Source organism: Pseudomonas syringae group sp. 26L6 (assembly GCF_032587815.1).
Taxonomy (GTDB): Bacteria; Pseudomonadota; Gammaproteobacteria; order Pseudomonadales; family Pseudomonadaceae; genus Aquipseudomonas; species Aquipseudomonas amygdali.
The window spans coordinates 1-26,507 of sequence record NZ_JAWHPJ010000026.1 but is presented as its reverse complement, the minus strand read 5'-3'; the positions used below and the strand labels follow the sequence as shown (position 1 = coordinate 26,507).

Genomic DNA, 26,507 nt, shown 5'->3' with positions numbered 1-26,507 from the left:
CCGGCCTGGGCCGGGCTTGATGGCGAAGGTCAGGAAGCCAGAATCGCCTTCACTTCGAAGATTTCCACTTCAAAGCTCAGTGTCTTGCCTGCCAGCGGGTGATTGAAGTCGATGGTGACCTGATCATCATCGAAAGCCTTCACCACGCCGGGCAATTCGGTATTGGCGGCGTCGTTGAAGATCACCAGCAACCCTTCGGACAGTTCCATTCCCACAAACTGCGAGCGTGGCATGATCTGCACGTTTTGTGGGTTGGGCTGACCAAAGGCGTTTTCCGGCGGAATTTCCACGGTCTTACGATCGCCCGCCTTGAAGCCGAAAATCGCCATTTCGAAACCGGGCAACAGGTTGCCGTCACCAACCTTGAACGTGGCCGGGGCCTTTTCGAAGGTGCTGTCGACGGTATCGCCGTTTTCCAGACGCAGGGCGAAGTGCAAGGTGACCTGCGTATTCTGACCGATGCGCAGCTCACCAGACGAGCCTTGAGTCGAAGACTGCTCAGTCATTGACGGTTTCTCCGGTTTTCTTGCTCTTGAACATATCCAGCGCCAGCATGATTGCGCCGACAGTGATCGCGCTGTCAGCGACATTGAACGCCGGGAAGTACCAGCGGTTCTGCCAATGGACCAGAATGAAGTCGATCACATGGCCCAGCACAATACGGTCGTATAGGTTGCCCAGTGCGCCGCCAAGTACCAACGCCAGTGCAACAGCCAACCATGTATCGTCGCGCCCCAGACGCTTGAGCCAGACGACCAGCACGGCACTGACCACAATGGCGATCAGGGCAAACAACCAGCGCTGCCAGCCGGCACCGTCTGCCAGAAAACTGAAGGCAGCACCGGTGTTATAGGCCAGGGTCCAACTGAAGAAGTCCGGAATCACAATGATCTGCTGGTACAGGCTCAAGGCGTTCTCGAAGTAGTACTTGCTGGCCTGGTCAATGACCAGAACCAGCACGCTCAACCACAGCCAGGCCAGACGGCCAAACGAGGTGTCAGGCATAGTGACGGACCTCGCCTGCACCGCTGATGTTGTCTACGCAACGGCCGCAGATTTCCGGATGCTCAGGGTTTACCCCCACATCCTCGCGATGGTGCCAGCAACGGGCACACTTGGCGTGGCTGGACTTGAGCACTTTGAGTTTCAGGCCCGCGACCTCGGTAACCACCGCATCAGCCGGAGCAGACACCAATGGAGCAACGCTGGCAGTCGAAGTGATCAGCACGAAGCGTAGTTCGTTGCTCAGCTTCGACAGATCGGCGACCAGCGAATCTTCAGCGTACAGGGTCACTTCGGCCTGCAGGTTGCCGCCAATGGCCTTGGCCGCGCGCAGGTTTTCCATTTCCTTGTTGACCGACGTCTTCACCGCCATGATCCGTTCCCAGTAGGCGCGGTCCATTTCGAAGTCGGCAGGCATTTCAGTCAGGCCTTCATACCAGGTGTTGAGCATCACCGATTCGTTGCGCTCGCCTGGCAGGAACTGCCACAGCTCGTCGGCGGTGAACGCCAGGATCGGCGCGATCCAGCGCACCAGCGCTTCGGAGATGTGGAACAGTGCGGTCTGGCAGGAACGACGCGCGGTGCTGTCGGCAGCCGTGGTGTACTGACGATCCTTGATGATGTCCAGATAGAACCCACCCAGCTCCTGCACGCAGAAGTTGTGGATCTTCGAGTACACGTTCCAGAAGCGGTATTCGCCGTAATGCTCTTGCAGTTCGCGTTGCAGCAGCAGCGTGCGGTCAACGGCCCAACGGTCCAGCGCGAGCATTTCTTCGGCCGGCAGGATATCGGTTGCCGGGTTGAAGCCCGACAGGTTGGAGAGCAGGAAGCGCGCAGTGTTGCGGATACGACGGTAAGCATCGGCGCTACGCTGCAGGATCTGGTCGGAAACGGCCATTTCGCCCGAATAGTCAGTCGCCGATACCCACAGGCGCATGATGTCCGCACCCAGCGAGTCGTTGACCTTCTGAGGTGCTACCACGTTGTTCAGCGACTTGGACATCTTGCGGCCGTTCTCGTCGACCACAAAGCCGTGGGTCAGCAGTTCGCGATACGGTGCGTGATCGTCCAGCATGCAACCGGTCAGCAGCGACGAGTGGAACCAGCCACGGTGCTGGTCGGAACCTTCCAGGTACAGATCAGCACGTGGACCGCTTTCATGGCCCATCGGATGCGAACCGCGCAATACGTGCCAGTGCGTGGTGCCCGAGTCGAACCAGACGTCCAGGGTGTCGGAGATCTTGTCGTACTTGGCAGCCTCGTCACCCAGCAGTTCGCTGGCGTCCAGCTTGAACCAGGCTTCGATGCCCTCTTTCTCGACGCGCTGCGCCACTTCTTCCATCAGCTCGACGGTGCGTGGGTGCAGGTCGCCGCTTTCCTTGTGCAGGAAGAACGGAATCGGCACGCCCCAGTTGCGCTGACGCGAGATGCACCAGTCAGGACGGTTGGCGATCATTGAATGCAGACGCGCCTGGCCCCATGCCGGAACGAACTCAGTGTCTTCGATGGCCTTGACCGCACGCTTGCGCAGGGTCTCGCCGCTCTCAGGCTGTTTGTCCATGCCCACGAACCACTGCGCGGTGGCGCGGTAGATCAATGGCGATTTGTGGCGCCAGCAGTGCATGTAGCTGTGGCTGATGGTTTCGGTGTCCATCAGGCTGCCGACTTCGACCAGCTTGTCGATGATGTTCTGGTTGGCCTTGAAGATGAACTGGCCACCGAAGAACTCCAGCGATTCGACATACACGCCGTTGCTCTGCACCGGGCTGATGATGTCGTCGTTGCTCAGGCCGTACTGCTTGCAGATATTGAAGTCGTCTACGCCATAGGCAGGCGAGGAGTGAACGATACCGGTGCCGGCACCCAGCTCGACATAGTCAGCCAGATAGACTGGCGACAGGCGGTCGTAGAACGGGTGGCGGAAGTTGATCAGCTCCAGCGCCTGACCGGTGGTGGTCGCGATGACCGTGCCTTCCAGCTTGTAACGGGCCAGACAGCTTTCGACCAGTTCGGCGGCCAGTACCAGCAGTTTGTCGCCGACATCGACCAGCGCGTATTCGAACTCGGGATGAACGTTCAGCGCCTGGTTGGCAGGGATCGTCCACGGTGTGGTGGTCCAGATCACGATGGAGGCAGGCTTGCCCAGCGCGGGCAAGCCGAACGCCGCCGCAAGTTTTGCCTCATCGGCGATCGGGAACGCGACGTCGATGGTCGAGGACTTCTTGTCCTGATACTCGACTTCGGCCTCAGCCAGTGCCGAGCCGCAATCGAAACACCAGTTGACCGGCTTGAGGCCCTTGAAGACGAACCCGCCCTTGACCATCTCGGCCAGCGCGCGGATTTCCCCGGCTTCGTTGGCGAAGTTCATGGTCAGGTATGGATTGCTCCAGTCGCCCAGCACACCCAGGCGGATGAATTCTGACTTCTGGCCTTCGATCTGCTCGGACGCATAGGCGCGGCACAGCTCACGCGTACGGTCTGCGGAGAGGTTCTTGCCGTGGGTCACTTCAACCTTGTGCTCGATCGGCAGACCGTGACAGTCCCAACCCGGCACGTACGGGGCATCGAAGCCCGCCAGGGTCTTGGAACGCAGGATCATGTCCTTGAGAATCTTGTTGACCGCATGACCGATGTGAATATTGCCGTTGGCGTACGGAGGACCGTCGTGCAGGACGAACTTGGGACGATCCTTGCCAATCTCGCGCAGCTTCTGGTACAGGCCAATGCTGTCCCAGCGCTGCAGAGTTTGCGGCTCGCGCTGGGGCAGGCCGGCCTTCATAGGGAAGGCGGTGTCCGGAAGGTTTAGCGTGGCTTTATAGTCAGTCATTTCAGGCTCTTGTTTAGCGGTTAGCCATGCCAATGGGCACGGGCGGCGGCGACGTCCGCATTGATCGCCGTCTTGAGCGCCTCCAGTGAGGCGAAACGCTGCTCATCACGCAGCTTGTGGTGGAAAGCCACCGTCAAACGCCGGTCGTAAAGATCGCCGGCAAAATCCAGAAGGTGCACTTCAAGGTGGGCACTGCCATCACCCGCTACCGTCGGGCGCACACCGATGTTGGCCACCCCCGGCCAGGTTTTGCCATCGATTTCCGTGCTGACCAGGTAAACCCCGCTCAACGGCACACGACGACGCTTGAGTTGTACATTGGCGGTGGGCGTACCCAATTGACGCGCCAGCTTCTGACCATGCAATACCCGTCCAGTGATCTGGAACGGACGACCAAGCATGCGTTCGGCCAAGGCAAAATCCGACGCAGCCAAGGCCTTGCGTACCTTGGTACTGCTGACCCGGATGCCATCTATTTCAACGGTCTGCGCCGCTTCTACAGTAAATCCATACGTCGTGCCGGCCTGTTGCAGGAAGTCAAAATCGCCGACCCGGTCAAAACCGAAGCGAAAATCGTCGCCTACTTCGAGGTGTTGAACGCCGAGGCCGTCGATCAGCACGGTTTCGACGAAACTCGCGGCACTCAGCTTGCACAGTCGCTGATTGAAGGACAGGCAAAGTACCCGGTCAACGCCTTCGGCACTCAGCAGCTCGAGTTTGTCACGCAGTCGGGCCAGACGTGCCGGAGCGGTCTCGGGAGCGAAGAACTCACGCGGCTGCGGCTCGAAAATCACCACACAGCTGGGCACACCCAATTCGACGGCACGCTCGCGCAGACGCGCCAGGATAGCCTGGTGGCCGCGGTGAACGCCGTCGAAATTGCCAATCGTGGCGACGCAGCCCCGATGTTCGGGGCGCAGGTTGTGAAGGCCTCTAACCAGCTGCATAACGCACTTCTTGCTCATAAAGTGGCCGATTATAACCACACACGGCCGTGGGCGACAGGCAACACACCAAGACCGGATGAAGGTTCTTGGCGTGGCCCCAGAAAACAACGATCAAACCGGGCCTACATAATGGCCTTGCGGGCGAAATCCCTTAGGCGAAAGCCCAGCAACAGAAGCATGGCGAAGTAAGTCACGACACCCGCCGCAACCAGCGCACCCAGACGCAGAAAGCGCTCCAGCATATGACCTTCGTCCCACGCCGGCATGACGTGCATGAGCCCGAGCAGCACAGCCGACATCACCGCAACAGCCACCACCAGCTTCAACAGAAACACCGTCCAGCCAGGTTGCGGCTGAAACAGATCCTGTTTGCGCAACTGCCAGAACAGCAACCCGGCGTTGATACACGCCCCCACACTAATGGCCAGCGCCAGACCGGCATGTTGCAAGGGCACGATGAAGGCCAGGTTGAGCAACTGAGTCACTATGAGGGTGAAGATCGCGATTTTCACCGGGGTGCGGATATTTTGTTGGGCATAAAAGCCGGGAGCCAGCACCTTGATCAGGATGATCCCCAGCAACCCGACTGAATAGGCAACCAGAGCACGCTGGGTCATGGCTGAATCAAGCGCATCGAATCTACCATACTGGAACAACGAAACGGTCAACGGCTCGGCGAGCAACCCCAGCGCCAATGTGCAAGGCAGGACCAGCACGAAACACAGTCGCAGCCCCCAGTCGAGAATCCGCGAATATTCCTGACGATCGCGCTGCGCGTAGGTTTTCGACAGGATCGGCAGCAGGATCGTACCCAGCGCAACACCCAGTACGCCGGAGGGTAATTCCATCAGACGGTCGGCGTAGTACATCCATGACACCGAACCGGCGACAAGGAACGAGGCAAATATCGTATTGATGATCAGAGAAATCTGACTGACAGAAACGCCAAGGATGGCGGGCAGCATCTGTTTCATTACGCGCCAGACGCCGATATCACGCAGATTCAGGCGCGGCAGCACCAGCATGCCGATCTTTTTCAGGTGTGGCAGTTGGTAGAGCAGCTGTAGCAGGCCGCCGACCAGCACCGCCCAACCCAGCGCCATGACCGGGGGATCGAAGTACGGGGTCAGAAACAGCGCGAAGAAGATCATGCTGACATTGAGCAGCGTCGGCACGAACGCAGGTACCGAGAAACGGTTCCAGGTATTGAGGATCGCCCCGGCCATCGATGACAGGGAGATCAGCAATATATAAGGAAAGGTCACCCGCAGCAGGTCCGAGGTCAGCGCAAACTTCTCCGGGGTGTCGACAAAGCCGGGCGCGGTGGCCCATATCACCCAGGGTGCAAAGATCACTCCGAGCAGCGTCACCAGCGCCAGCGCCAGGGTCAGCAACCCGGTGACGTAAGCGACAAAGGTGCGGGTCGCCTCCTCCCCTTGCTGGCTCTTGTATTCCGCCAGGATAGGCACGAACGCCTGGGAAAAAGCGCCCTCTGCGAAAATCCGGCGCAGCAGGTTGGGCAGTTTGAAGGCGATGAAGAACGCATCGGTGGCCATTCCGGCTCCGAAAGTGCGCGCGATGATGGTGTCGCGAACAAAGCCCAGAACCCGGGAAACCATGGTTATAGAGCTTACGGCGGCGAGTGACTTGAGTAGATTCATTGAAAGAGTTGTGCGCCTTGGCAAAGGATGGGCGATTAAGCCCGCCATTTATGCGATACTTCGCGCCGCAAAAACGCCCGAAGCAAAGGCCGCGAGTTTACAGGTCACAGGCCGGAAATAAATCCTCCGGTCAAATGTAGCAACCACTCAGCGGAACACCTTAACTGCCCTTGACAAGACTTCAACTCATCGGCATGATTCGCGGCCTATTTTGTTTGCTATTTCACAAAGTCTTTCGAGGAGCTCGACGGTGGCCAACACACCTTCCGCCAAAAAACGTGCAAAACAGGCTGAGAAGCGTCGCAGCCACAACGCCAGCCTGCGTTCCATGGTTCGTACCTACATCAAGAATGTAGTTAAAGCCATCGACGCAAAAGACGCAGAAAAAGCGCAAGCCGCTTATGTTCTGGCTGTTCCTGTTATCGACCGTATGGCCGATAAAGGCATCATCCACAAGAACAAGGCTGCTCGCCATAAAGGTCGTCTGAACGGTCACATCAAGGCTCTGAGCCTTGCTGCTGCAGCCTAAGCGACCCGCTTGTTAAAAAACCGACCTCAGGGTCGGTTTTTTATTGCCTGCTGGAAAGTAGCCGGTGCAACGGAACTTGTTACGCAGAGCGTCACGACAGGCATTCCCACGCTGGAGCGTGAGGAACGATAATTCAACTATCGTGCGACGCTCCGCGTCGGCATGCCTTTCTGGACGCTCTGCGTCCAACCCTGAGCCACATCAAGGCGCGGGCGCGGTTGTCCATGGCAGGATCGGGATTGCGGTCACGGCATTCTGCGGGCTGCCTTCAATGACCCGGTCGCTATAGACCAGGTACACCAGCGCATTGCGCTTCTTATCGAAGAAGCGCACCACCTGCATGGTCTTGAAGACCAGCGACGTACGCTCCTTGAAGACCTCATCGCCATCCTTGAGGGTTTCCTTGAAGCGGATAGGCCCGACCTGACGACAGGCAATGGACGCCTCGGCACGGTCTTCGGCCAACCCCAGACCACCCCTCACGCCACCGGTCTTGGCGCGCGACAGATAGCACGTCACACCGTCGACCTTGGGATCGTCAAACGCCTCGACCACGATGCGATCGTTCGGCCCGACCATCTTGAACACCGTAGACACCTGACCGATCTCTTCAGCCGAGACCAACACCGGCATCAGCAACGCGGCCGCCAACAAACTTTTCATGAAGCGCATCAAATAGTCCTTTTTTGCAGCCTCGAGTCAGACGAGGATCAGGTTATCCCGATGAATCAGCTCAGGCTCGGCCATGTAGCCCAGCTCGCGCACGATGGATTCGGAAGAGTGACCAATGATTTTCTGGGCTTCGATGGCACTGTAGTTGCTCAGCCCACGAGCGATCTCGCGACCGTCCGGGGCGACGCATACCACCATCTCGCCACGCCGGAAACTGCCCTGCACCAGCTTGACACCCACCGGCAGCAGACTTTTCTGATCCTTGGCCAGCGCCGCAACAGCGCCATCGTCCAGCACCAGCGTGCCGCGAGTCTGCAGGTGCCCTGCCAGCCACTGCTTGCGCGCCGCGAGCATGCCGCGCTCGGGAGACAGCAATGTACCCAAACGCTCGCCACCCTTGAGCCGCGCCAGCACACGCTCGATACGCCCGCCGACAATGACGGTATGCGCACCGGAACGCGCCGCCAGACGCGCAGCGCGCAACTTGGTCTGCATACCACCGCGCCCCAGTGCGCCGCCTGTACCACCGGCCACAGCATCAAGCGCCGGATCATCGGCGCGCGCTTCGTAAATGAGTTGTGCATCCGGGTTGTTGCGCGGATCAGCGTCGAACATGCCGTCGCGGTCAGTAAGGATGACCAGCAGATCGGCCTCGACCAGATTGGCAACCAGCGCCGCCAGCGTGTCGTTATCGCCAAAACGGATTTCGTCGGTGACCACTGTATCGTTTTCGTTGATGACCGGCACAACCCCAAGCTCGACCAGCGTGCGCAGGGTACTGCGGGCATTGAGGTAGCGCTTGCGGTCCGACAGGTCGTCATGGGTCAGCAGAATTTGCGCGGTATGCCGGCCGTGCTCGGCAAAACTCGATTCCCACGCCTGCACCAAGCCCATCTGACCGATGGCCGCAGCAGCCTGGAGCTCATGCATGGCGCTGGGTCGAGCCGTCCAGCCAAGACGGCTCATACCGGCAGCCACTGCCCCGGAAGACACCAGCACCAGCTCGACACCCGCCTCATGCAGCGCCACCATCTGCTCCACCCAAACACCCATGGCGTTGCGATCCAGGCCCTTGCCATCCGCGGTCAGCAAGGCACTGCCAATCTTCACAACCCAGCGCTGGGCGCCCGTCACTTTGCTGCGCATCTTCTTCCAACCTTAGCCAGAGATTTTCAAATTCGGGATACAAAAACGCCGCTGACAATCGTAGCGGCGTTCAAGTTTACTTCAAGCGATCAGTCACGGACGTAAATGATTTCCGGACCGTCTTCATCGTCCACATCTTCTTCGTCCCAGTCATCGTCACCGATGTCATGCACGCTCTTCACGCCGCTGCGACGCAGTGCACGCTGATCATCCAGGGCCTGCAACTGAGCACGGGCTTCGTCTTCGATGCGCTGATCCAGCTCGGCCAGCTCTTCAGCATAACCAGGCTCCTCGGCGATACGCTGGCTGCGCTCTTCGAGGTAACGCATGATGTCGCGGGTCAACTGCTCGGTACCTTCTTTGGCAATGGCAGAGATCACGTAAACAGGGCCGGTCCACTCCAGACGATCAACGATCTCCTGCTTGCGCGCTTCCTGCTCCTCTTCGAGGATCTGGTCACACTTGTTCAGCACCAGCCAGCGATCACGCTCGGCCAGCGACGGGCTGAATTTTTCCAGCTCGTTGACGATCACTTCAGCGGCATCAGGAGCACTGCTTTCATCCAGCGGCGCCATATCGACGAGGTGCAACAGCAGGCGGGTACGCGCCAGATGCTTGAGGAAGCGAATCCCCAGACCGGCACCATCGGATGCACCTTCGATCAGACCTGGAATGTCGGCCACCACAAAGCTCTTCCAGCGATCGACACTGACAACGCCCAGGTTTGGCACCAGCGTGGTGAATGGATAGTCGGCGACTTTTGGCTTGGCAGCGGATACCGAGCGAATGAAGGTGCTCTTGCCAGCGTTTGGCAAGCCCAGCAAACCAACATCGGCCAGCACTTTCAGCTCAAGCTTGAGATCACGCTGATCACCCGGCTTGCCCGGCGTGGTCTGACGCGGAGCACGGTTGGTACTGGATTTGAATCGAGTGTTACCCAGACCATGCCAGCCGCCCTGGGCGACCATCAGACGCTGACCGTCTTTAGTCAGGTCACCGATGATTTCCTGGGTAGTGGCGTCAATGATGGTGGTCCCGACCGGCACACGCAGTACCAGCTCCTCACCCTTGCGACCCGTGCAGTCTGCGCTGCCGCCATTGGAGCCGCGCTCGGCATCGAAGTGACGGGTATAACGGTAGTCGACCAGCGTATTCAGGTTGACGTCGGCGACCATGAAGATCGAGCCACCATCACCACCATCACCACCGTTCGGACCACCGTTTTCAATGAATTTTTCGCGACGGAAGCTCATGCAACCGTTGCCACCGTCACCGGCTTTTACTCGAATGGATACTTCATCTACAAATTTCATAACGCACGCCTCCCGCCACAGGGACGAGCAGAACCACATAAATTACATAAGACTCTTGCAAAAATGAGCGTTGCGATACCGATCAGAAACCAGCGACCCCAGGGGTCAACATCACAACAGCCCGCACAAACAGTTTTGCAAGAGACTCACCTGCCTCTCTACCTCTACAAACAAAAAAGCCCCGTCGCAAGACAGGGCTTTTAAGCAACTGCGTGATTACGCTGCGGAGACTTCAGTCTTCGGAACGATGCTCACGTAGCGGCGACCGAAGGCGCCCTTGACCTGAAACTTGATCACGCCTTCCACTTTCGCGAACAGGGTGTGATCCTTACCCATGCCAACGCCGTAGCCAGCGTGGAATTGGGTACCGCGCTGACGCACGATGATGTTGCCAGGAATGATAGCCTGGCCGCCATACATCTTCACGCCAAGGCGTTTGGCTTCTGAGTCGCGCCCGTTACGGGTACTACCACCAGCTTTTTTGTGTGCCATGAGTCAATTCTCCAAATGAGGATTAGGCTGAATTAAGCCTGAATACCTGTGATTTTGATCTCGGTGTACCACTGGCGGTGGCCCATACGCTTCATGTGGTGCTTACGACGACGGAACTTGATGATACGAACCTTATCGTGACGACCTTGCGAAACCACTTCAGCCACAACGGTAGCGCCAGCAACAACTGGAGCACCGATGTTGACGTCGTCGCCATTGCCAACCAGCAGAACGCGGTCGAAAGTGACGGATTCGCCAGTAGCGATTTCCAGTTTTTCAATTTTCAGGTATTCACCTGGGGCGACTTTGTACTGCTTGCCACCGGTAACAATTACTGCGTACATGGTATTTCTCCGAAAATCCTGCTCACCCAGCTCTTTATAAGAAGAGTATCGGCTGGCATGGCTGCATGGGGCTGGAACGGCCCGTTTGCATTGCGTAAGGCAGGTGCTGCCCAGGAAAGTTAGGGTGCGCGATTGTACGCAAGGCATTCGTGTGTTGCAAGAGGCGGGTCGTCATACCTTGACACGCTCTACCCCGCGACCTAGCATGCGGCGCAACCTATCCGGAGCACGTGTCGCTGATGCAACCCCAAGCCTTCTATCGCGCGGTGGCGGACGACTTTAGTGCCGTTGACCTTATCATCAAAAAGCAACTGACGTCGCGCGTACCGCTGGTCTCGAAAATCGGTGATTACATTACGTCGGCAGGCGGCAAGCGTCTGCGTCCGTTGCTGGTACTGCTGTGTGGCAAGGCGCTGGGCCGCGAAGGCGATGACCTTCGCCTGCTGGCCGCCACAATCGAATTCCTCCACACCGCAACCCTGCTGCATGACGACGTCGTCGACATGTCCGGCATGCGTCGTGGTCGATCCACCGCCAACGCGCTGTGGGGCAATGCGCCCAGCGTGCTGGTGGGTGACTTCCTGTATTCGCGCTCGTTCGAAATGATGGTCGAACTGGGCTCGATGGAAGTCATGAGAATCCTGTCTAAGGCGACCCGTATCATTGCCGAAGGCGAAGTGCTGCAGTTGTCGAAGATTCGCGACGCCAGCACCACTGAAGAAACCTACATGGAAGTGATTCGCGGCAAGACAGCCATGCTGTTCGAAGCCTCGACCCACAGCGCCGCGGCCCTGTGCAACGCCCCCCAGGAACAGAGCGAAGCACTGCGCACCTTCGGCGATCATCTGGGTGTGGCCTTCCAGTTGGTGGATGACCTGCTGGACTACCGTGGCGATGCCGAGACACTGGGCAAGAACGTCGGTGACGACCTCGCCGAAGGCAAGCCGACCCTGCCGCTGATCTACACCATGCGTGAAGGCAGCCCGGAGCAGGCCGCGCTGGTTCGTCAGGCGATCCAGAAAGGTGGTCTGGAAGATCTGGAAAGCATCCGCAATGCTGTGGAAAGCGCTGGAGCGCTGGACTACACCGCACAACTGGCCCGTGACTATGCCGCCCGCGCGATTGCCTGTCTGGACGCCCTGCCGCCCAGCGAGTACCGGGATGCACTGGTCGAGCTGAGCGAGTTTGCGGTCGCCCGCACACACTGACAGCCATCGCAGCCGAAAAGCCCGTCCAGCGTGACGGGCTTTTTATTACCTGCGCACAACGCCCATCGCGCTCAAGCACCTTCAGTGTGTGTAGCCAGCAAGTTTCTCCTGCATGAAATCCAGAAAACACTGAATCCTCAACGCCAGTCGCGAATTGCGGTAGTACACGGCATGAATCGGCTGACGATAGCCACTGTTGGCGCCCTTCAACAGACAGACCAGCCGCCCCTCGCGCAGGTCATCATTGGTCATGAAGTCGGAAAGACAGGCGATTCCCACGCCCTCCAGCACCAGATGGCGCAAGGTGTCACCGCTGGATGCCGAGATGGCAGGCTTGATAGACAGGCGATCGCCCTCAGCGTGGCGCAACGGCCATTGATTGAGAGATTCCACGTGTGTGAAACCCACCAATACGTGTTGCGCCAGATCTTCTGCGGTTTTCGGGGTGCCGTGGCGTTGCAGGTAAGCCGGGCTGGCGACGATATTCAGCAGGCAACTGCCCAGCGAGCGGGCATGCAGGGTCGAGTCAGGCAGCACGCCGATTCGAATGGCAATATCGGTGCTCTGCTCAAGCAGGTCGATGAACCAGTCATCACTGTTGAGTTCCAGTTCGATATCCGGGTAACGCTGACGAAACTCCGCCACATACGGCACGATGCAATGCAGCATGAACGGTGATGCGGCATTGATACGCAAGCGGCCGGCGGGCGTCTGCCGGGAGGAAGAGAGCCTTTCTTCCAGGCTTTCCATCTGCTCAAGAATATGGCGGGCCCGTTCCAGAAAGAACTTGCCCTCCTCGGTCAGGTCCATGCGCCGCGTCGTGCGGTTGATCAGCGTGGTTTCAAGCTTGGCTTCCAGACGCGACAGGGTACGGCTGACACCGGAGGGCGTCTGGCCCATTTTCTCTGCCGCCGCGGAAATCGAACCGCTTTCGATGACCGAGACAAACACCTGCAATTCATCAGATCTGGCTTTCACTGTTGTCCCCTGCTCAACGCTCAGAGGATATTAGCGCTGTTCAGTGCAAAGGTTGTGCTTACTGCGCACCAAACACTTTGCCCAGGTGAGCCTCGTAACGCTGCACATCCGCTTCGATATTCGGCATTTTCATCACGTCCACTGCCAGAAACGTCGGCAGCCCGGTCATACCCAGAAACTCGTTGGCCTTGTGAAACGGGAAGTACACCGCGTCGACACCCTTGGCCTCGAAGAAATCAGAAGCGTCATCGAAGGCTTTCTGTGGCGCATTCCAGGTCGCGGAAATCATGTATTGCTTGCCCTGCAGCAAGCCACCGCTGCCATACGTCTGCGACGCATCCGAACGGGTGCGGCCGTCATTGGCGTATAGGCTGCCGTGCCCTTCGGTGAACACTTCATCAATGTATTTTTTCACTGTCCACGGCGCCCCCATCCACCAGCCAGGCATTTGCCAGACGATGACATCGGCCCAGAGAAACTTCTGCACTTCCTCGGCCACGTTGTAACCGCCGTCAATGAAGGTTTCCTTCACATCAAAACCGGCGCGGTCCATGAACGCTACGCCCGCCTCGTGCAGGGTCGCGTTGTAGCGACCATCGGAGTGCGCGAACTGCTTGCCGCCGTTGAGGAACAATACTTTTTTCATGGCTGATCTCTCGCAACCCGACCCCGGCCGTCTTGAGGCTGAGGTGGAGGTGATTAATGGATGAGCAGAGAGTAAAGAGATGCGCGCCTGTGAGTAAGACAGCGAAGGGCAAAATACTCTTGCCTCACAGTCACGAATGGCGCGAAGACTATTGAGCGAAATGCGTGAGCGGATGAAGACAGGTTTACCTCATCAGGCTCAACCTTTTATCAGCAGGTGCAGCCCCAAAAGGCCCATGCCGATGAAGAACACGCGCTTGAACAGCACCGCACTGATTCGCTGGCGCAGCCATTGCCCCAGCAGCATGCCCAACAGGGCTGGCATCAGCGCCAATGTGGATGCGCCCAGTTCTGCGCCGCCCAGCGCACCGTTCCACGACAAGCCCGCTGCCAACGCCAGCGTGGAAACAGTGAAGGACAACCCCAGCGCCTGCACCAGTTGATTGCGTTCAAGCCCCAAGGTCTGCAAATAAGGCACCACGGGAATCACGAACACGCCGGTGGCCGAAGCGATAACCCCGGTAATAAGGCCGCACAGCGGGCCCAGCCAGCGCTCGGCAGCGGCAGCAACCTTGAAGGTCGGCAAAAACAGCCCGCTCAGTGCGTAGAGAAACAATGCGCCACCCAACGCTCGCGTCATCGAATGACTGCCGCTCATGCCAAGCCAGAAAGCCCCGGCCAGAGTACCAATGAGAATCATGCCCAGCATCGGCCATAGCCGCTTCAGCAGCGGTCGCAGGTTTCCGCCCGTCGCCAATTGCCAGACGTTGGTGAAGGTCGATGGAATGATCAGCAGCGCCGCAGCCTGCGCCGGCAGCATGGCCAGCCCCAGTAAGCCCATCGCTACAGTGGGCAGGCCGAGGCCAATGACACCTTTGACCGTGCCGGCCAGCAGAAAAGTGCCGATCACCAGCGCCGAAAAGCCCCAGCCGAGGGTTTGATAGAAGTCGAAGATCGAATGCATGGCATCCCTGGCCACGTTGATAAAGGGTGGGGCCTAACGTTTGTCAGACCGCTCGCGCAAATAGGCCAGCACGTCCATTTGGTTGCCGGCGAATTCGATACGCGCAGCTTTATGTTCGCGCTGATAAGCGTACATCGGGTCGTAATATTCGCCGAGCAGGCCCTCGATCCAGCCCCTGTGCAGATCAACCTTACCGCTGCGCTGTTGCTCGTCCAGCGCTGCCTGCATAAGGCCGGACAAGCGTTGATGACGCTCGCCGCCCAGGCGTTTGTGAATGTTGTTCAGGCTCTGCAACAGACGCTCGGCGAACAGGCCAAAGCCCTGCGATTCGCCTTTGACGCTGATGAACTCTGCGCAGAGGTTGATCACGTAATCATCGAGAATCCGCTCGACGCGATTCTCGAAGCTGTCTTCCAGCCAGACCATCGCGCAGCCCTGCATCGCCTGGTGCAGCTCCAGCGGCACGTTGCAACTACCGACCAGACGGCTTTCATCTTCCACAACGAATTGTTCGATACCGGCTGCGCGCTTCTTGAGCAGGTCGATGGCCAGCCGGTTCTCGAAGTCGATCTGCGCCGGTTGCCCGGTGGCACGCTTGCCGAAGCTGGAGCCGCGGTGGTTGGCGATGCCTTCCAGGTCCAGGCTGTTGCGCAGCTGCGTCAACACTTCGGTCTTGCCCGTGCCGGTCATTCCGCCGAGCACGACGATATCGCACTCGCTCACCGCCTCGTGCAGGGTATCCAGCAGAAACGTGCGCATCGCCTTGTAGCCGCCAAGAACGCGCGGGTAGTCGACCCCGGCATCCTTCAGCCAGCGCTGTACCGTCTGCGAGCGCAGCCCGCCGCGAAAGCAATACAGGTAGCCATCCGGATTCGCCCTGGCGAACTCGATCCACGCGCTGACACGTTCGTCCTTGACCTGACCGCAGACCAATTGATGCCCGAGCTGGATAGCGGCGTCCTGACCATGTTGCTTGTAGCAGGTACCGACCTTCTGCCGCTCGATGTCATTCATCAGCGGCAGGTTGATCACGCCCGGAAACGCGCCCTTGGAAAACTCGACCGGAGCGCGAGCGTCCATCATCGGCACGTCATTGAGAAAAAGTGTGCGGTAGTCGCTGCTGTTGTCGGCCATCAGAACACCTCGACGGCGTGGGTCTGTCGCTCACGCAGGGTGCCAATAGGGTTGAGCAGCAGGCCCAGTTCGGCAGCCACCGTCAGAAACTCCGCCTCACCTTCAGGGCTGACCGCGACCAGCAGACCGCCGCTGGTCTGTGGGTCGCACAGCAGGTCGCGCTGGGCATCGCTCAGCGCAGCGATCCTGTCGCCATAGCTTTCAAAATTGCGCAACGTGCCGCCCGGCACACAGCCCTCGGCAATGTAATGCTCGACGCCGGGCAGGCGCGGTACAGCGGCGTAATCCAGACGAGCGGTCAGGCCTGCACCATCAGCCATTTCAACCAGATGCCCGAGCAGACCGAAGCCGGTGACATCGGTCATTGCCAGCACCCCGGCCAGCTTGCCGAAGCGACTGCCCGGCTTGTTCAAGGTGCACATCCAGTCCCGCGCCAGACCGATGTCTTCATCGCGCAATTTCGACTTTTTCTCGGCAGTAGTGAGAATGCCAATGCCCAACGGCTTGGTCAGGTACAGCGTGCACCCCGCCTGGGCGGTGTCGTTGCGTTTCATGTGCTTTTTCTGCACCACGCCAGTTACAGCCAGACCGAAGATCGGCTCCGGCGCGTCGATGGAGTGCCCGCCCGCCAGAGGAATACCGGCAGCGTCGCAGACGGCACGACCACCGCGAATGACTTCACGCGCCACTTCTGGCGGGAGGATATTGACCGGCCAGCCGAGGATGGCGATGGCCATCAGCGGATCGCCGCCCATCGCATAGATATCACTAATGGCATTGGTCGCGGCGATACGGCCGAAGTCGAACGGGTCATCGACGATAGGCATAAAGAAGTCAGTGGTCGAGACCACGCCGCGCTCGTCATCCAGCGCATAGACCGCTGCGTCATCACGCGAAGCATTGCCAACCCAGAGCCTGGGGTCGAGGTTCTGAGCGCCGCTGCCAGCGAGGATCACGTCCAGCACCTTGGGGGAAATCTTGCAGCCACACCCTGCTCCATGACTGTACTGGGTCAGGCGGATTGGCTCATTCATTGCGACACTCTCGGTTACTGGGAAACAGGCTGTGGAGTCTAGGGGCTGTTCCCTTATCAGCGCAAACCGCGTCGTGCGCCGATCGTGCACTCGGGCGATGAATCTGCCGAACTGGCCTTTCTCGCCATGCCTCTTATAATCCCCGCGCATCACCACCGAATCCTGTGAAGCGCCGCCTGCTCGTGCTGGCGGGCGTCACGTTATCCTTTTTCCGCTATTGAACCGGAGAACCTCCATGCTCAAGCGTACCCTGGCGCTCGCCGCCGGCCTTGCCCTGTCCTTCTCCGCCCTGACCAGCCACGCTGCCGACACCCTGCGCGTCTCGGCCATTCCCGATGAAGCGCCCACCGAACTGCTGCGCAAGTTCAAGCCGCTGGGTGCCTATCTGGAACAACGACTGGGCATGAAAGTCGAGTTCGTTCCGGTCGCCGACTACCCGGCAGTGGTCGAAGCACTGGCCACTGACCGGCTCGACATGGCCTGGCTGGGCGGCTTCACCTTCGTTCAGGTCAACCTCAAGACCGGTAATGCGGTGCCACTGGTACAGCGTGAGCAGGATGCGAAATTCACCAGCAAATTCATCACCTCCGACCCGAACGTGAAAACCCTGGCGGACCTCAAGGGCAAGACGTTTGCTTTCGGCTCGGTGTCGTCGACATCCGGCAGCCTGATGCCGCGTTATTTCATGCTCAAGGAAAACATCAAGCCGGAAACGTTCTTCAGCCGCGTCGCCTATTCCGGCGCGCATGACGCAACTGCCGCATGGGTTCAGGCGGGCAAGGTCGATGCGGGCGTGCTCAACGCCAGCGTCTGGGACAAACTGGTCGCCAGCGGCAAGGTCGACACCAGCAAGGTTCACGTCTTCGAAACCACGCCAACGTATTTCGACTACAACTGGACTGTACGCGGCAGCATCGACCCGGCGCTGGCGGCGAAGATCAAACAGGCCTTCCTTGACCTTGACCCGGCTAACCCGGAGCAGAAGGCAATCCTTGATCTTCAGGCTGCCAGCCGCTTCATCGAGACCAAACCAGAGAACTACAAAGGCATCGAAGAAGCCGCTCGCGCTGCCGACCTGCTGAAATGACCCTGCGTCTGTCCGGCATCGAACTGCGCCACAGCGACGGCACACTGGCGTTGCGCGGCCTTGATCTGAACATCGCTCGTGGCGAGCGGGTCGCGATCATCGGGCCGTCGGGTGCGGGCAAGACAACGCTGCTCAACCTGCTGGCCAGCGCGTTGCCGCCCAGTGCCGGACAACTGGAAGTGCTGGGGGCTGATCCCTGGCAGCTTTCCAGCAAACGCCGCCAGCGCCTGCGCAGCCGCATTGCGCTGATTCATCAGGCACCGCCGTTACCCGCGCGCCAACGGGTCATCACTGCGGTGTCGGCGGGCAAACTTGGTCAATGGGGGCTGGGCAAAAGTCTGCTGAACCTGCTGCACCCACTGGACGTTTCTGGCACCCGCGAAGTGCTGGCACGTCTGGACCTCGCGGACAAACTGTTCGAGCGCTGCCAGCAGTTGTCTGGCGGGCAGCTGCAACGCGTTGGCATCGCCCGCGCCTTGTATCAGGCACCTGAACTGCTGCTGGCCGACGAGCCGGTTTCGGCGATGGACCCGCGTCTGGCCGATCACACCCTTGCGCTGTTATGCCAGCACGCCATCGAGCACCACGTGACGCTGGTCGCCAGCCTGCATGCGGTGGAGCTGGCGCTGGCGCACTTTCCGCGAATCATCGGGGTGCGCGACGGGCAAGTTCACTTCGACCTCGCCGCAAACGAGGTCGACCGGCAGCATCTCGACACCCTGTATGCCAATGAACAACTGAGCCCTCAGCCTGCCCCGGATGTGTCTGAAACACCCTGGACGCCGCGATGCTGACTCAGGATCAGCGCGACCCGGCGGCAACGCCACGCCTGTTGCTGACGCTGCTGGCGGTCGCCCTGCTCTGGCCGGGCATTCGTCTGGCCGAACTGAATCCGCTGGTACTGCTGCAAGCCGATAATGCGCGGACGATGGGCAGCTTTCTCGCTGGGTTCTGGCCTGTGGCGCACTCTGCAGAATTCCTCGGGCTGTTGTTGGAGGCGACATTGCAAACGCTGGCTATCGCCACGGCTGGCATCGCCCTTGCTCTGCTGCTGGCTGTACCGGCAAGCCTGCTCGCCAGCAAGGCGCTGTCCCTGTCGGCCGCCTCACGCGGCGGGCGTCCCGGTTGGCTCGGCCAATGCCTGCGCTGGCCGGTGCGCGGCATGTTGATCTTCCTGCGCAGCGTGCCGGAAATCGTCTGGGCGCTATTGTTCGTGCGCGCGGTCGGCTTGGGTCCGACCGCGGGCGTGCTGGCAATCGCCATCACTTACGCAGGCATGCTCGGTAAGGTATACGCCGAGATTTTCGAATCGGTGGACCAACGCCCGGCCCACGCCCTGCTTCAATCGGGCAGCGGACGCCTCGCCGCGCTGGCTTACGGCATCCTGCCCAGTGCGGCAGCCGAATTGACGTCCTACACTGTGTACCGCTGGGAGTGCGCCGTGCGCGCTTCGGTGGTCATGGGTTTCGTCGGCGCAGGCGGACTGGGTCAGCAGATCGACCTGTCGATGCGCATGTTCGCCGGTGACGAAGTGGCGAGCATGCTGCTGACCTTCCTGCTGCTGGTGCTGCTCGCCGACCAGCTCAGCCGCCTGCTGCGCAGGCAGTTCACATGAAGCGCGCAGGCAATCTGCTGCTGGTGCTGGCGATGATTAAGGCAGTGATCGCATCGTTTATGTACCTCGGCCTCGACCTCTTCACCCTGGGCAGTCACGACAACCTGACGCAGATGGGCCGTTACGCATTGCGCTTCATGAGCCCGGACCTCAGCAGTGAGCATTTGCAGGCAATCGGCCAGGGCGCTCTGGAAACTCTGGCAATGTCTGCACTGGGCACATTGCTGGCGGCCATCGCAGGTTTGTTGCTGGCATTGCCCGCTGCCGGTCGCCTGGGCTGGCCGTTGCGCAGCGTGAGTCGTCTGCTGCTCAATGCACTGCGTGCCATTCCGGAACTGGTGTGGGCCGTGTTGATGGTGCTCGCCGCAGGTCTTGGACCCAACGCGGGCACTCTGGCGCTTGCACTGCACACCACTGGCGTACTCGGCAGATTGTTTGCCGAGGCACTGGAAAACACTGCACCCGAGCCCGCCGCTGCCATTCGCATGCAAGGCGGTAGTGCCTGGCAGGCATTCGGCTATGGCACCCTGCCCAACCTGTGGCCGCAGTTGCTGGCCTACACGCTGTACCGCTGGGAGAACAACATTCGCATGGCCAGCGTGCTGGGTTTTGTTGGCGCGGGTGGGTTGGGCCAGATGCTTTACATAAGTCTCAGCCTGTTTCAGGAAGCGCAGGCCAGCACCGTGATTCTGGCGATGCTGATCCTGGTGTTCGCCGTTGACGCGTTGAGCGGCTGGAGCAGACAGCGTTGGGTAAGCAACTGACCCGGCACCAGAAACGAAAACGCCACGGTCCTGAAGCTCGGAACCGTGGCGTGATCACAGAGTGACTCAGTAGCCCAGTGACAACCCGGTGTTGCGACGCGGGTCGTTGGCACCGTAGAAGCGGTTGTTACCGACCGGTTTGCCGCCCAGCGAAGGCGCGCCTACCAGAATCGCTGCCACATGATTGAGTGGCTGCGGACCGGCAAACTTGTGGCCCCAGCTCTCAAGAATCTTCAGCGTGTCGGGGCTGACCGCGAAGGTATCGATGTTGGTCGCCTCAGGCTGCCATTGCTGATGGAAACGCGGCGCGTCCACAGCTTCCTGAATGTTCATACCGTAGTCGATGACGTTGAGCATGGTCAGCAACGTCGCGGTAATGATGCGACTGCCACCTGGCGTGCCGACAACCATCACGGCCTTGCCGTCCTTGGTGACGATGGTCGGGCTCATCGAAGACAGCGGCGTCTTGCCCGGCGCGATGGCGTTGGCTTCGCCCTGCACCAGACCGTACATGTTGGGCACGCCGACCTTGACGGTGAAGTCATCCATTTCGTCGTTGAGAATCACACCGGTCTTGCTGGCCATGACGCCCGCGCCGAACCAGTTGTTCAGAGTGTAGGTCACCGAGACCGCATTGCCCCATTTATCGACAATCGAATAGTGGGTGGTGTTGCTGCCTTCATGGGGCGCGACGCCCGGTTTGATCTTGTTCGAGTCGCCGGCTTTTTGCGGCTCGATGGCCTCACGCAGCTTGGCCGCGTACTTCACGTCCAGCAGGTGCTCGACCGGGTTCTTGACGAAATCGGGGTCGCCCAGATAGCTGTTGCGGTCTACGTAGGCATGACGCATGGCTTCGATCTGATAATGCATACCCTGCGCCGAGCGGAAGCCCAGCTCTTTCATCGGGTAGCCCTCGAGGATGTTCAGAATCTGGCAGATGACCACGCCACCGGAACTTGGAGGTGGCGCTGACACGACGTGGTAGCCACGGTAGTCGCATTCGACCGGAGCCAGCTCGCGGGTCTTGTAATGATCGAGGTCGGCCTGGGTGATGATGCCCTTGCCAGCCTGGCTTGAATCGACCAGCGCCTTGGCGACCCAGCCCTTGTAGAAACCGTCGCTGCCCTTATCGGAGATTTCTTTAAGAGTCTTGGCCAGGTCTTTCTGCACCAGCTTCTGACCAACCTGCATCGGCTCGCCCTTGTCGAGGAAGATCGACCCGGAATCAGCCATATCTGCCTTGAACACCTCCGTGGCGCTCGACAGCATGTCGACATCGCCCTGACCCAGCACAAAGCCCTCCTCGGCCAGCTTGATCGCCGGGGCGATAACTTCTTCGCGTTTGCGGGTGCCGTACTTGCTCAGGGCCATTTCCATGCCGGACACGGTGCCCGGCACGCCAACGGCCAGATGACCTTTGGCACTGAGATCAGGAATGACCTTGCCGTCCTTGTCCAGGTACATGTTGGCCGTCGCGGCCAGAGGTGCCTTTTCGCGGAAGTCGAGGAAAGTCTTGCGCCCGTCCGCCAACTGGACGGTCATGAAGCCGCCGCCACCGAGGTTACCGGCCGCAGGGTAGACCACCGCCAGCGCGTAACCGACCGCTACAGCCGCATCGACGGCGTTGCCGCCAGCCTTGAGCACATCGACACCCACATGGGTAGCCAGGTGCTGAGCCGTCACAACCATGCCGTTTTCGGCGGCAACCGGGGCTTGTGATGCAGCAAATGAGGGGGAATAAGCGACGATCAATGCCGTCGCTATCAGCGATCTGGCGAGGGGTTCGAACTTCATGGTCGATCTCTTCTTTTTCTGAGTCAGGGACGTTTGATGAGTGGAGCGCCAGCCTCCAGGCGAGGATGCGGCGCTTCTCGTCGAAGCGTACCGAGCATCCCTGCGCTGATCTGACGAGGTCCAAAGTAGCCGGTTCTGCCACGTTTTCCTAATGTAAAAACCGGATACAAAGCTACGCCCCACTGATTCCCGACACGGGTGACGCCTAGGCTTTCGGGCGATACCCCTCAATGATCGCCGAGAAATCCTTGCCGCCATCACCGCGCAGGCCCATGGCCTGGTACAGCTGTTGCGCCACTGCGCCGAGGATGACCGGTTGATGCGCAGCGCGCGCAGCCTCGGTTGCCAGGCCAAGATCCTTTAGCATCAACTCAGCGCCAAAGCCGCCGCTGTAACCGCGTGACGCTGGAGCGGTTTCGACAATGCCGGGCCACGGGTTGTACGCCTCGGAACTCCAGCAACGGCCAGTCGAGGTATTGATGATGCCGGCCAGCACATGAGTATCGATGCCCAGCGCATTGCCCAATGCCATGGACTCGGACACGCCGATCATGGAAATCGCCAGCAGCATGTTGTTGCAGATCTTGGCAATCTGGCCGGTGCCCACGTCGCCACAATGCACGATGTTACGGCCCATCTGCTCCAGTACCGGTTTGAGCACGGCAAAATGCTCGGCAGATCCGCCGACCATGAACGTCAACGTCCCGGCCTGCGCGCCACCGGTGCCGCCTGACACCGGCGCGTCGCCCAACACCACGCCTTGCTGTGCGGCGACAGCGGCGATGTCACGGATGGTCTGCGGGTCGATGGTGCTGCAATCAACCGCCGGAACGCCGGGTGAGATGCCTTTCAGCACGCCGTCGTCGTTCAGGTACACGCTACGCACATGCGCCGCAGCAGGCAGCATGGTGATGAGCAGCTCGCTGCCTTCGGCGGCCTGCCGGGGTGAGTCGCTGACCTGTGCGCCCAGACCGGCGAATTCAGCCAGCACGCTCTTGTTGAGATCGAACACCTGCAAGGTGTGTCCGGCCTTGATCAGGTTGCGGGCCATGGGCGCGCCCATGTTGCCCAGACCGATAAATGCGATGTTCATTATTGTTCTCCTGGCCCGACTGACAGGCTGTGCTCAACGCAAATTGATCGTGGTGTTCACGCCGTCGTTCACGCTGTCGTCATCGAACCAGCGGCTGGTAACGGTCTTGGTCTGAGTGTAGAACTGCACCACCTGTTTGCCATACGGGCCCAGATCGCCCAGTTTGGAACCTCGCGAGCCGGTAAAACTGAAAAACGGCACCGGCACGGGAATCGGAATATTGATCCCGACCTGCCCGACATCAATCTCGCTTTGAAACTTGCGCGCCGCCGCCCCGCTCTGGGTGAACAAGCCAGTGCCGTTGCCGAACGGGTTGGCGTTAACCAGCGCGATAGCCTCATCAAGGGTGTCGACCTCAAGCACCACCAGCACCGGACCGAAAATCTCCTGGGTGTAGATCTGCATGTCGGTGGTGACACCCGAGAACAGCGTCGGCCCTACGAAGTTGCCGCGCTCGTAACCCGGCACCGAAACCTCCCGACCATCCAGTTCAAGCGTCGCGCCTTCACGCACACCGCTCTCGATGAGGTCCAGAATGCGCTGCTTTGCCTTTCTGGAAATCACCGGCCCGATGTCCGTCCCTGCCTCCTGGCCGGCATTGACCTTGAGTTTCTGCGCCCGCGCCTTGAGGTCCGGCAGCCACTGTTTCGACGCACCGACCAGCACCACTACTGAGGTCGCCATGCAACGCTGGCCCGCTGCACCAAAACCTGCGCCCACCAATGCATTCAGCGTTTGCTCACGGTTGGCATCAGGCAGCACGACCGCGTGATTTTTCGCGCCCATCATCGCCTGCACACGCTTGCCGTGCCGACCGGCCAGATCGTAGACATGCGTGCCGACAGCGGTCGAACCGACAAAGGAAACAGCCTTGATGTCCTTGTGAGTGCAGATCGCGTCCACCACCTCCTTGCCGCCATGCACCACATTCAGCACGCCGGCCGGCACTCCGGCCTCAATCGCCAACTCAACCAGCAACAGCGTCGACAGCGGGTCCTGCTCAGAAGGTTTGAGGACAAAGGTATTGCCACAGGCAATCGCCATCGGAAACATCCACAGCGGAATCATCGCCGGGAAGTTGAACGGCGTGATGCCCGCGCAGACGCCGATGGGCTGGCGCAAGGTGTAGGTATCCACGCCATTGGCAACGTTTTCGGCAAACTCGCCCATTTGCAGCGTGCCGATCGAACACGCGTGCTCGACCACCTCAAGGCCGCGAAAAATATCGCCCTCGGCATCGGCCAGGGTCTTGCCTTGCTCGGCACTCAATACTGCCGCAATGCGTTTGGAGTGTTCGCGGATCAGCGCCTGCAATTTGAGCATGATGCGCATACGCACACCGACAGGCGTTTCGCGCCAGGTGCGATAGGCCGCGTGAGCCGCAGCGACAGCAGCGTCCACTTCACTGGCCGTGGCAAATGGCACCCGGGCGAGGACTTCCTGAGTCGCAGGGTTGACGATGTCTTGCCATTCACTGCTTTGCGAGTCTATCCACTCGCCGTTGATCAGCAGTTTTACGCGAGCAACGGTGGTTGTGGTGTCGTTCAACGAGGCGTTCATTTCAGCGGTTCTCCCTCCAGCAAACCACGCATCCAGCGCATGTGCAGATGGATCGCCGTGGTCTCCCGGCAGTCTTGTTTTTGAGTTGGTCAGGGGGCGTGCTTTGGAGTATAGATGTGCAAACTTCTAACAAGAATGCAGATAAAAGCAGGGTCAACATGCAAAAAAACATCACCTCCCTGGGGCTGTTGAACTGGGATGACCTGAAGTTTTTCCTCGAAGTGGCACGCACCCGAAAAGTCAGCAGCGCGGCCCGGCGTCTGGGCGTTGACTACACCACCGTGTCGCGGCGCATCAACTCGCTGGAAACCTCACTGGGCACACTGCTCTTCGAGAAATCGCGCAACAACGGCTTCATCATGACCGCCGAAGGTCAGCGCCTGCTGGGTTATGCCGAGTCCATCGAAAGCACACTGCACATGGCTTGCGAACAGGTTTCCGGGTCCAGCGTCGCGCTATCAGGGCATGTGCGCATGGGCTGCACCGAAGGCTTCGGCAGCTTCTTCATCACCCCGCAACTGAGCCACTTTCTCGACAGCTACCCGAGCATTTCGCTGGACATCCTGCCGCTGCCGCACTTCATCAGCCTGTCTAAGCGCGAGGCGGATATCGTCATCGCCCTGGAGCGCCCGGAACACGGCCCCTACGTGTGTTGCAAACTCTGCGACTACAGCCTGCGCCTGTATGCGACCCAGGCGTATCTGGATAGCCACCCGGCCATCGAGCAAAAAGCTGACCTGAGCGAACACGTCTTCATCAGCTACGTCGACGATCTGGCGTTCAGCTCCGAGCTGCTGTACCTGAGCAACCTGCTGCCCAACGCCCAGGCACAAATGCGCAGCACCAGCGTCATCGCCCAATACACCGCCGCGCTACAAGGCCGCGCACTGGCGATCCTGCCATGCTTTCTGGCCGCTCAAGACCCGCGGCTGTTGCCGGTGCTGGCAGAAGAAGTGAACATCACTCGTCAATTCTGGATGTACTGTCGGGAGGACCTCAGGAAGCTCAAGCGGATTACATTGTTGTGGGAGTACATCCGGGAGGTGACAGAGTTGAACAAGGGTTTTTTGTTGGGGGATAAGCCGGAATTACGCTTTGCAAGATGATGCGCAAGAAGTTGCCTTGTCATGCTGTGTAATAGAGGCACTGGATAGCTGAGGAGCAAGCTTCACGTACGTTTCGAGGCGCTGCGCAACATCGCGAAAAAGCGCGCAAGATGATGCGCAGATTTTGCTGCTTTTTTTGCTCCACGCACCTAAAACCCATCCCTAACGTCGCCAACCTACTGATTCATATATAAAAATATTATCTGGCACCTTTCTTGTTATCTCTCACGCTATTCAGCGGGCGCATTCGTCCGTTACCGCGGAGAGTTTCGGATGTTCGCACCTGCCAGTCAGCCTCGTTTCAGCCTGAACATCGATAGCCACAACGGCATTGATCATGGTTTTCAGGTAATGGCGTTTACCGGCCATGAGGCCATCAACAAGCCCTTCTGCTTTACGCTTGAGCTGGTCAGCGAGCGCATGTCGCTCGACCTTGAAGACCTGCTGAATCGTCCTGCGTTTCTGCAGTTCGCACCTGACGAAGGGGGCATTCATGGCTTGATCGATCAGGTATCTCAAGGCGACTCCGGCAGACGTCTCACGCACTACTCGATCACCCTGCGCCCGCATCTGGCCCGGCTCGGGCATCGCA

General features: G+C 59.5%; 26 protein-coding genes. 8 read left to right on the top strand and 18 right to left on the bottom strand.

Annotation, left to right across the window (positions count from 1 at the left end):
• Window positions 1-29 precede the first annotated feature (29 nt).
• The 5 genes from RYA97_RS14340 to murJ all read right to left on the bottom strand — a co-directional run bounded on the left by RYA97_RS14340 (window position 30) and on the right by murJ (window position 6,437).
• Window positions 30-506 carry a peptidylprolyl isomerase gene (locus RYA97_RS14340; protein WP_002551981.1) on the bottom strand — a complete coding sequence of 159 codons (477 nt, stop codon included), beginning with the start codon at window positions 504-506 and terminating at the stop codon, window positions 30-32.
• Entirely contained in the window at window positions 499-1,005 is a 507-nt protein-coding gene (lspA, locus tag RYA97_RS14335; RefSeq protein ID WP_004667306.1) for a signal peptidase II, read from the bottom strand. The genes RYA97_RS14340 and lspA overlap by 8 nt, the downstream gene beginning before the upstream one ends.
• Window positions 998-3,829 (bottom strand): isoleucine--tRNA ligase, encoded by a 2,832-nt coding sequence (gene ileS, locus RYA97_RS14330; protein ID WP_002551979.1) that lies wholly within the window; start codon window positions 3,827-3,829, stop codon window positions 998-1,000. Before ileS ends, lspA begins: the two co-directional genes overlap by 8 nt.
• A gap of 20 nt (window positions 3,830-3,849) precedes the next feature.
• On the bottom strand, window positions 3,850-4,776 hold the full coding sequence (gene ribF / locus RYA97_RS14325) for a bifunctional riboflavin kinase/FAD synthetase (RefSeq protein ID WP_004659638.1): 927 nt from the start codon (window positions 4,774-4,776) through the stop codon (window positions 3,850-3,852).
• 122 nt (window positions 4,777-4,898) lie between these two features.
• A complete protein-coding gene (gene murJ, locus RYA97_RS14320) occupies window positions 4,899-6,437 on the bottom strand; it encodes a murein biosynthesis integral membrane protein MurJ (RefSeq protein ID WP_117140712.1) in 1,539 nt (512 codons plus the stop codon).
• 250 nt (window positions 6,438-6,687) lie between these two features.
• Between murJ and rpsT the strand changes: the two genes are divergently transcribed.
• The gene (gene rpsT / locus RYA97_RS14315) at window positions 6,688-6,966 is read left to right on the top strand and encodes a 30S ribosomal protein S20 (protein WP_003344603.1); all 279 of its coding nucleotides are present in this window, start codon (window positions 6,688-6,690) and stop codon (window positions 6,964-6,966) included.
• A 201-nt stretch (window positions 6,967-7,167) separates the two neighbouring features.
• Here the strand turns inward: rpsT and RYA97_RS14310 are convergent, their stop codons facing one another.
• The 5 genes from RYA97_RS14310 to rplU form a co-directional block, all read right to left on the bottom strand.
• Window positions 7,168-7,638, bottom strand: a complete 471-nt coding sequence (locus RYA97_RS14310; RefSeq protein WP_117140710.1) for a CreA family protein — start codon at window positions 7,636-7,638, stop codon at window positions 7,168-7,170.
• Window positions 7,639-7,665: 27 nt separating this feature from the next.
• Window positions 7,666-8,784 (bottom strand): glutamate 5-kinase, encoded by a 1,119-nt coding sequence (gene proB, locus RYA97_RS14305; protein WP_005746379.1) that lies wholly within the window; start codon window positions 8,782-8,784, stop codon window positions 7,666-7,668.
• Between the two features lie 89 nt (window positions 8,785-8,873).
• A complete protein-coding gene (gene cgtA, locus RYA97_RS14300; RefSeq protein WP_002551973.1) occupies window positions 8,874-10,097 on the bottom strand; it encodes an Obg family GTPase CgtA in 1,224 nt (407 codons plus the stop codon).
• A 216-nt stretch (window positions 10,098-10,313) separates the two neighbouring features.
• A complete protein-coding gene (gene rpmA / locus RYA97_RS14295) occupies window positions 10,314-10,589 on the bottom strand; it encodes a 50S ribosomal protein L27 (protein WP_002551972.1) in 276 nt (91 codons plus the stop codon).
• 32 nt (window positions 10,590-10,621) lie between these two features.
• Window positions 10,622-10,933 (bottom strand): 50S ribosomal protein L21, encoded by a 312-nt coding sequence (gene rplU, locus RYA97_RS14290; RefSeq protein WP_002551971.1) that lies wholly within the window; start codon window positions 10,931-10,933, stop codon window positions 10,622-10,624.
• A 239-nt stretch (window positions 10,934-11,172) separates the two neighbouring features.
• Here rplU and RYA97_RS14285 point away from each other — a divergent pair, with 239 nt between their 5' ends.
• Entirely contained in the window at window positions 11,173-12,141 is a 969-nt protein-coding gene (locus RYA97_RS14285) for a polyprenyl synthetase family protein (RefSeq protein WP_117140709.1), read from the top strand.
• 81 nt (window positions 12,142-12,222) lie between these two features.
• Here the strand turns inward: RYA97_RS14285 and RYA97_RS14280 are convergent, their stop codons facing one another.
• The 5 genes from RYA97_RS14280 to selD all read right to left on the bottom strand — a co-directional run bounded on the left by RYA97_RS14280 (window position 12,223) and on the right by selD (window position 16,896).
• Window positions 12,223-13,119: a LysR family transcriptional regulator gene (locus RYA97_RS14280; RefSeq protein WP_117140708.1), complete on the bottom strand. Its 897-nt coding sequence runs from the start codon at window positions 13,117-13,119 to the stop codon at window positions 12,223-12,225.
• Window positions 13,120-13,177: 58 nt separating this feature from the next.
• Window positions 13,178-13,765 carry an NAD(P)H-dependent oxidoreductase gene (locus RYA97_RS14275; RefSeq protein WP_011167644.1) on the bottom strand — a complete coding sequence of 196 codons (588 nt, stop codon included), beginning with the start codon at window positions 13,763-13,765 and terminating at the stop codon, window positions 13,178-13,180.
• A gap of 198 nt (window positions 13,766-13,963) precedes the next feature.
• Window positions 13,964-14,728, bottom strand: coding sequence for a sulfite exporter TauE/SafE family protein (locus RYA97_RS14270; RefSeq protein ID WP_117140707.1), 765 nt, complete (start codon window positions 14,726-14,728; stop codon window positions 13,964-13,966).
• A gap of 33 nt (window positions 14,729-14,761) precedes the next feature.
• Window positions 14,762-15,862, bottom strand: a complete 1,101-nt coding sequence (gene mnmH, locus RYA97_RS14265; RefSeq protein WP_117140706.1) for a tRNA 2-selenouridine(34) synthase MnmH — start codon at window positions 15,860-15,862, stop codon at window positions 14,762-14,764.
• Window positions 15,862-16,896 (bottom strand): selenide, water dikinase SelD, encoded by a 1,035-nt coding sequence (gene selD, locus RYA97_RS14260; RefSeq protein ID WP_054076516.1) that lies wholly within the window; start codon window positions 16,894-16,896, stop codon window positions 15,862-15,864. The genes mnmH and selD overlap by 1 nt, the downstream gene beginning before the upstream one ends.
• A gap of 235 nt (window positions 16,897-17,131) precedes the next feature.
• Here selD and RYA97_RS14255 point away from each other — a divergent pair, with 235 nt between their 5' ends.
• The 4 genes from RYA97_RS14255 to phnE are packed head-to-tail and all read left to right on the top strand — an operon-like array spanning window position 17,132 to window position 20,362.
• Window positions 17,132-17,983: a putative selenate ABC transporter substrate-binding protein gene (locus RYA97_RS14255; RefSeq protein WP_005777781.1), complete on the top strand. Its 852-nt coding sequence runs from the start codon at window positions 17,132-17,134 to the stop codon at window positions 17,981-17,983.
• On the top strand, window positions 17,980-18,777 hold the full coding sequence (locus RYA97_RS14250; protein WP_005777780.1) for a phosphonate ABC transporter ATP-binding protein: 798 nt from the start codon (window positions 17,980-17,982) through the stop codon (window positions 18,775-18,777). The genes RYA97_RS14255 and RYA97_RS14250 overlap by 4 nt, the downstream gene beginning before the upstream one ends.
• Window positions 18,771-19,598, top strand: coding sequence for a PhnE/PtxC family ABC transporter permease (locus RYA97_RS14245; protein WP_005777778.1), 828 nt, complete (start codon window positions 18,771-18,773; stop codon window positions 19,596-19,598). Before RYA97_RS14250 ends, RYA97_RS14245 begins: the two co-directional genes overlap by 7 nt.
• On the top strand, window positions 19,595-20,362 hold the full coding sequence (phnE, locus tag RYA97_RS14240; protein WP_010203014.1) for a phosphonate ABC transporter, permease protein PhnE: 768 nt from the start codon (window positions 19,595-19,597) through the stop codon (window positions 20,360-20,362). Before RYA97_RS14245 ends, phnE begins: the two co-directional genes overlap by 4 nt.
• A gap of 66 nt (window positions 20,363-20,428) precedes the next feature.
• Here phnE and ggt read toward each other — a convergent pair whose 3' ends face one another.
• The 3 genes from ggt to RYA97_RS14225 all read right to left on the bottom strand — a co-directional run bounded on the left by ggt (window position 20,429) and on the right by RYA97_RS14225 (window position 24,809).
• A complete protein-coding gene (gene ggt, locus RYA97_RS14235) occupies window positions 20,429-22,156 on the bottom strand; it encodes a gamma-glutamyltransferase (RefSeq protein ID WP_005777773.1) in 1,728 nt (575 codons plus the stop codon).
• Window positions 22,157-22,361: 205 nt separating this feature from the next.
• A complete protein-coding gene (mmsB, locus tag RYA97_RS14230; RefSeq protein WP_044295228.1) occupies window positions 22,362-23,249 on the bottom strand; it encodes a 3-hydroxyisobutyrate dehydrogenase in 888 nt (295 codons plus the stop codon).
• Between the two features lie 33 nt (window positions 23,250-23,282).
• The gene (locus RYA97_RS14225; protein ID WP_044295225.1) at window positions 23,283-24,809 is read right to left on the bottom strand and encodes a CoA-acylating methylmalonate-semialdehyde dehydrogenase; all 1,527 of its coding nucleotides are present in this window, start codon (window positions 24,807-24,809) and stop codon (window positions 23,283-23,285) included.
• A gap of 158 nt (window positions 24,810-24,967) precedes the next feature.
• Between RYA97_RS14225 and RYA97_RS14220 the strand changes: the two genes are divergently transcribed.
• Window positions 24,968-25,915, top strand: coding sequence for a LysR family transcriptional regulator (locus tag RYA97_RS14220; protein WP_057404215.1), 948 nt, complete (start codon window positions 24,968-24,970; stop codon window positions 25,913-25,915).
• Between the two features lie 273 nt (window positions 25,916-26,188).
• On the top strand, window positions 26,189-26,507 hold a 319-nt coding region (locus tag RYA97_RS14215), incomplete at its 3' end, for a contractile injection system protein, VgrG/Pvc8 family (RefSeq protein ID WP_316884662.1).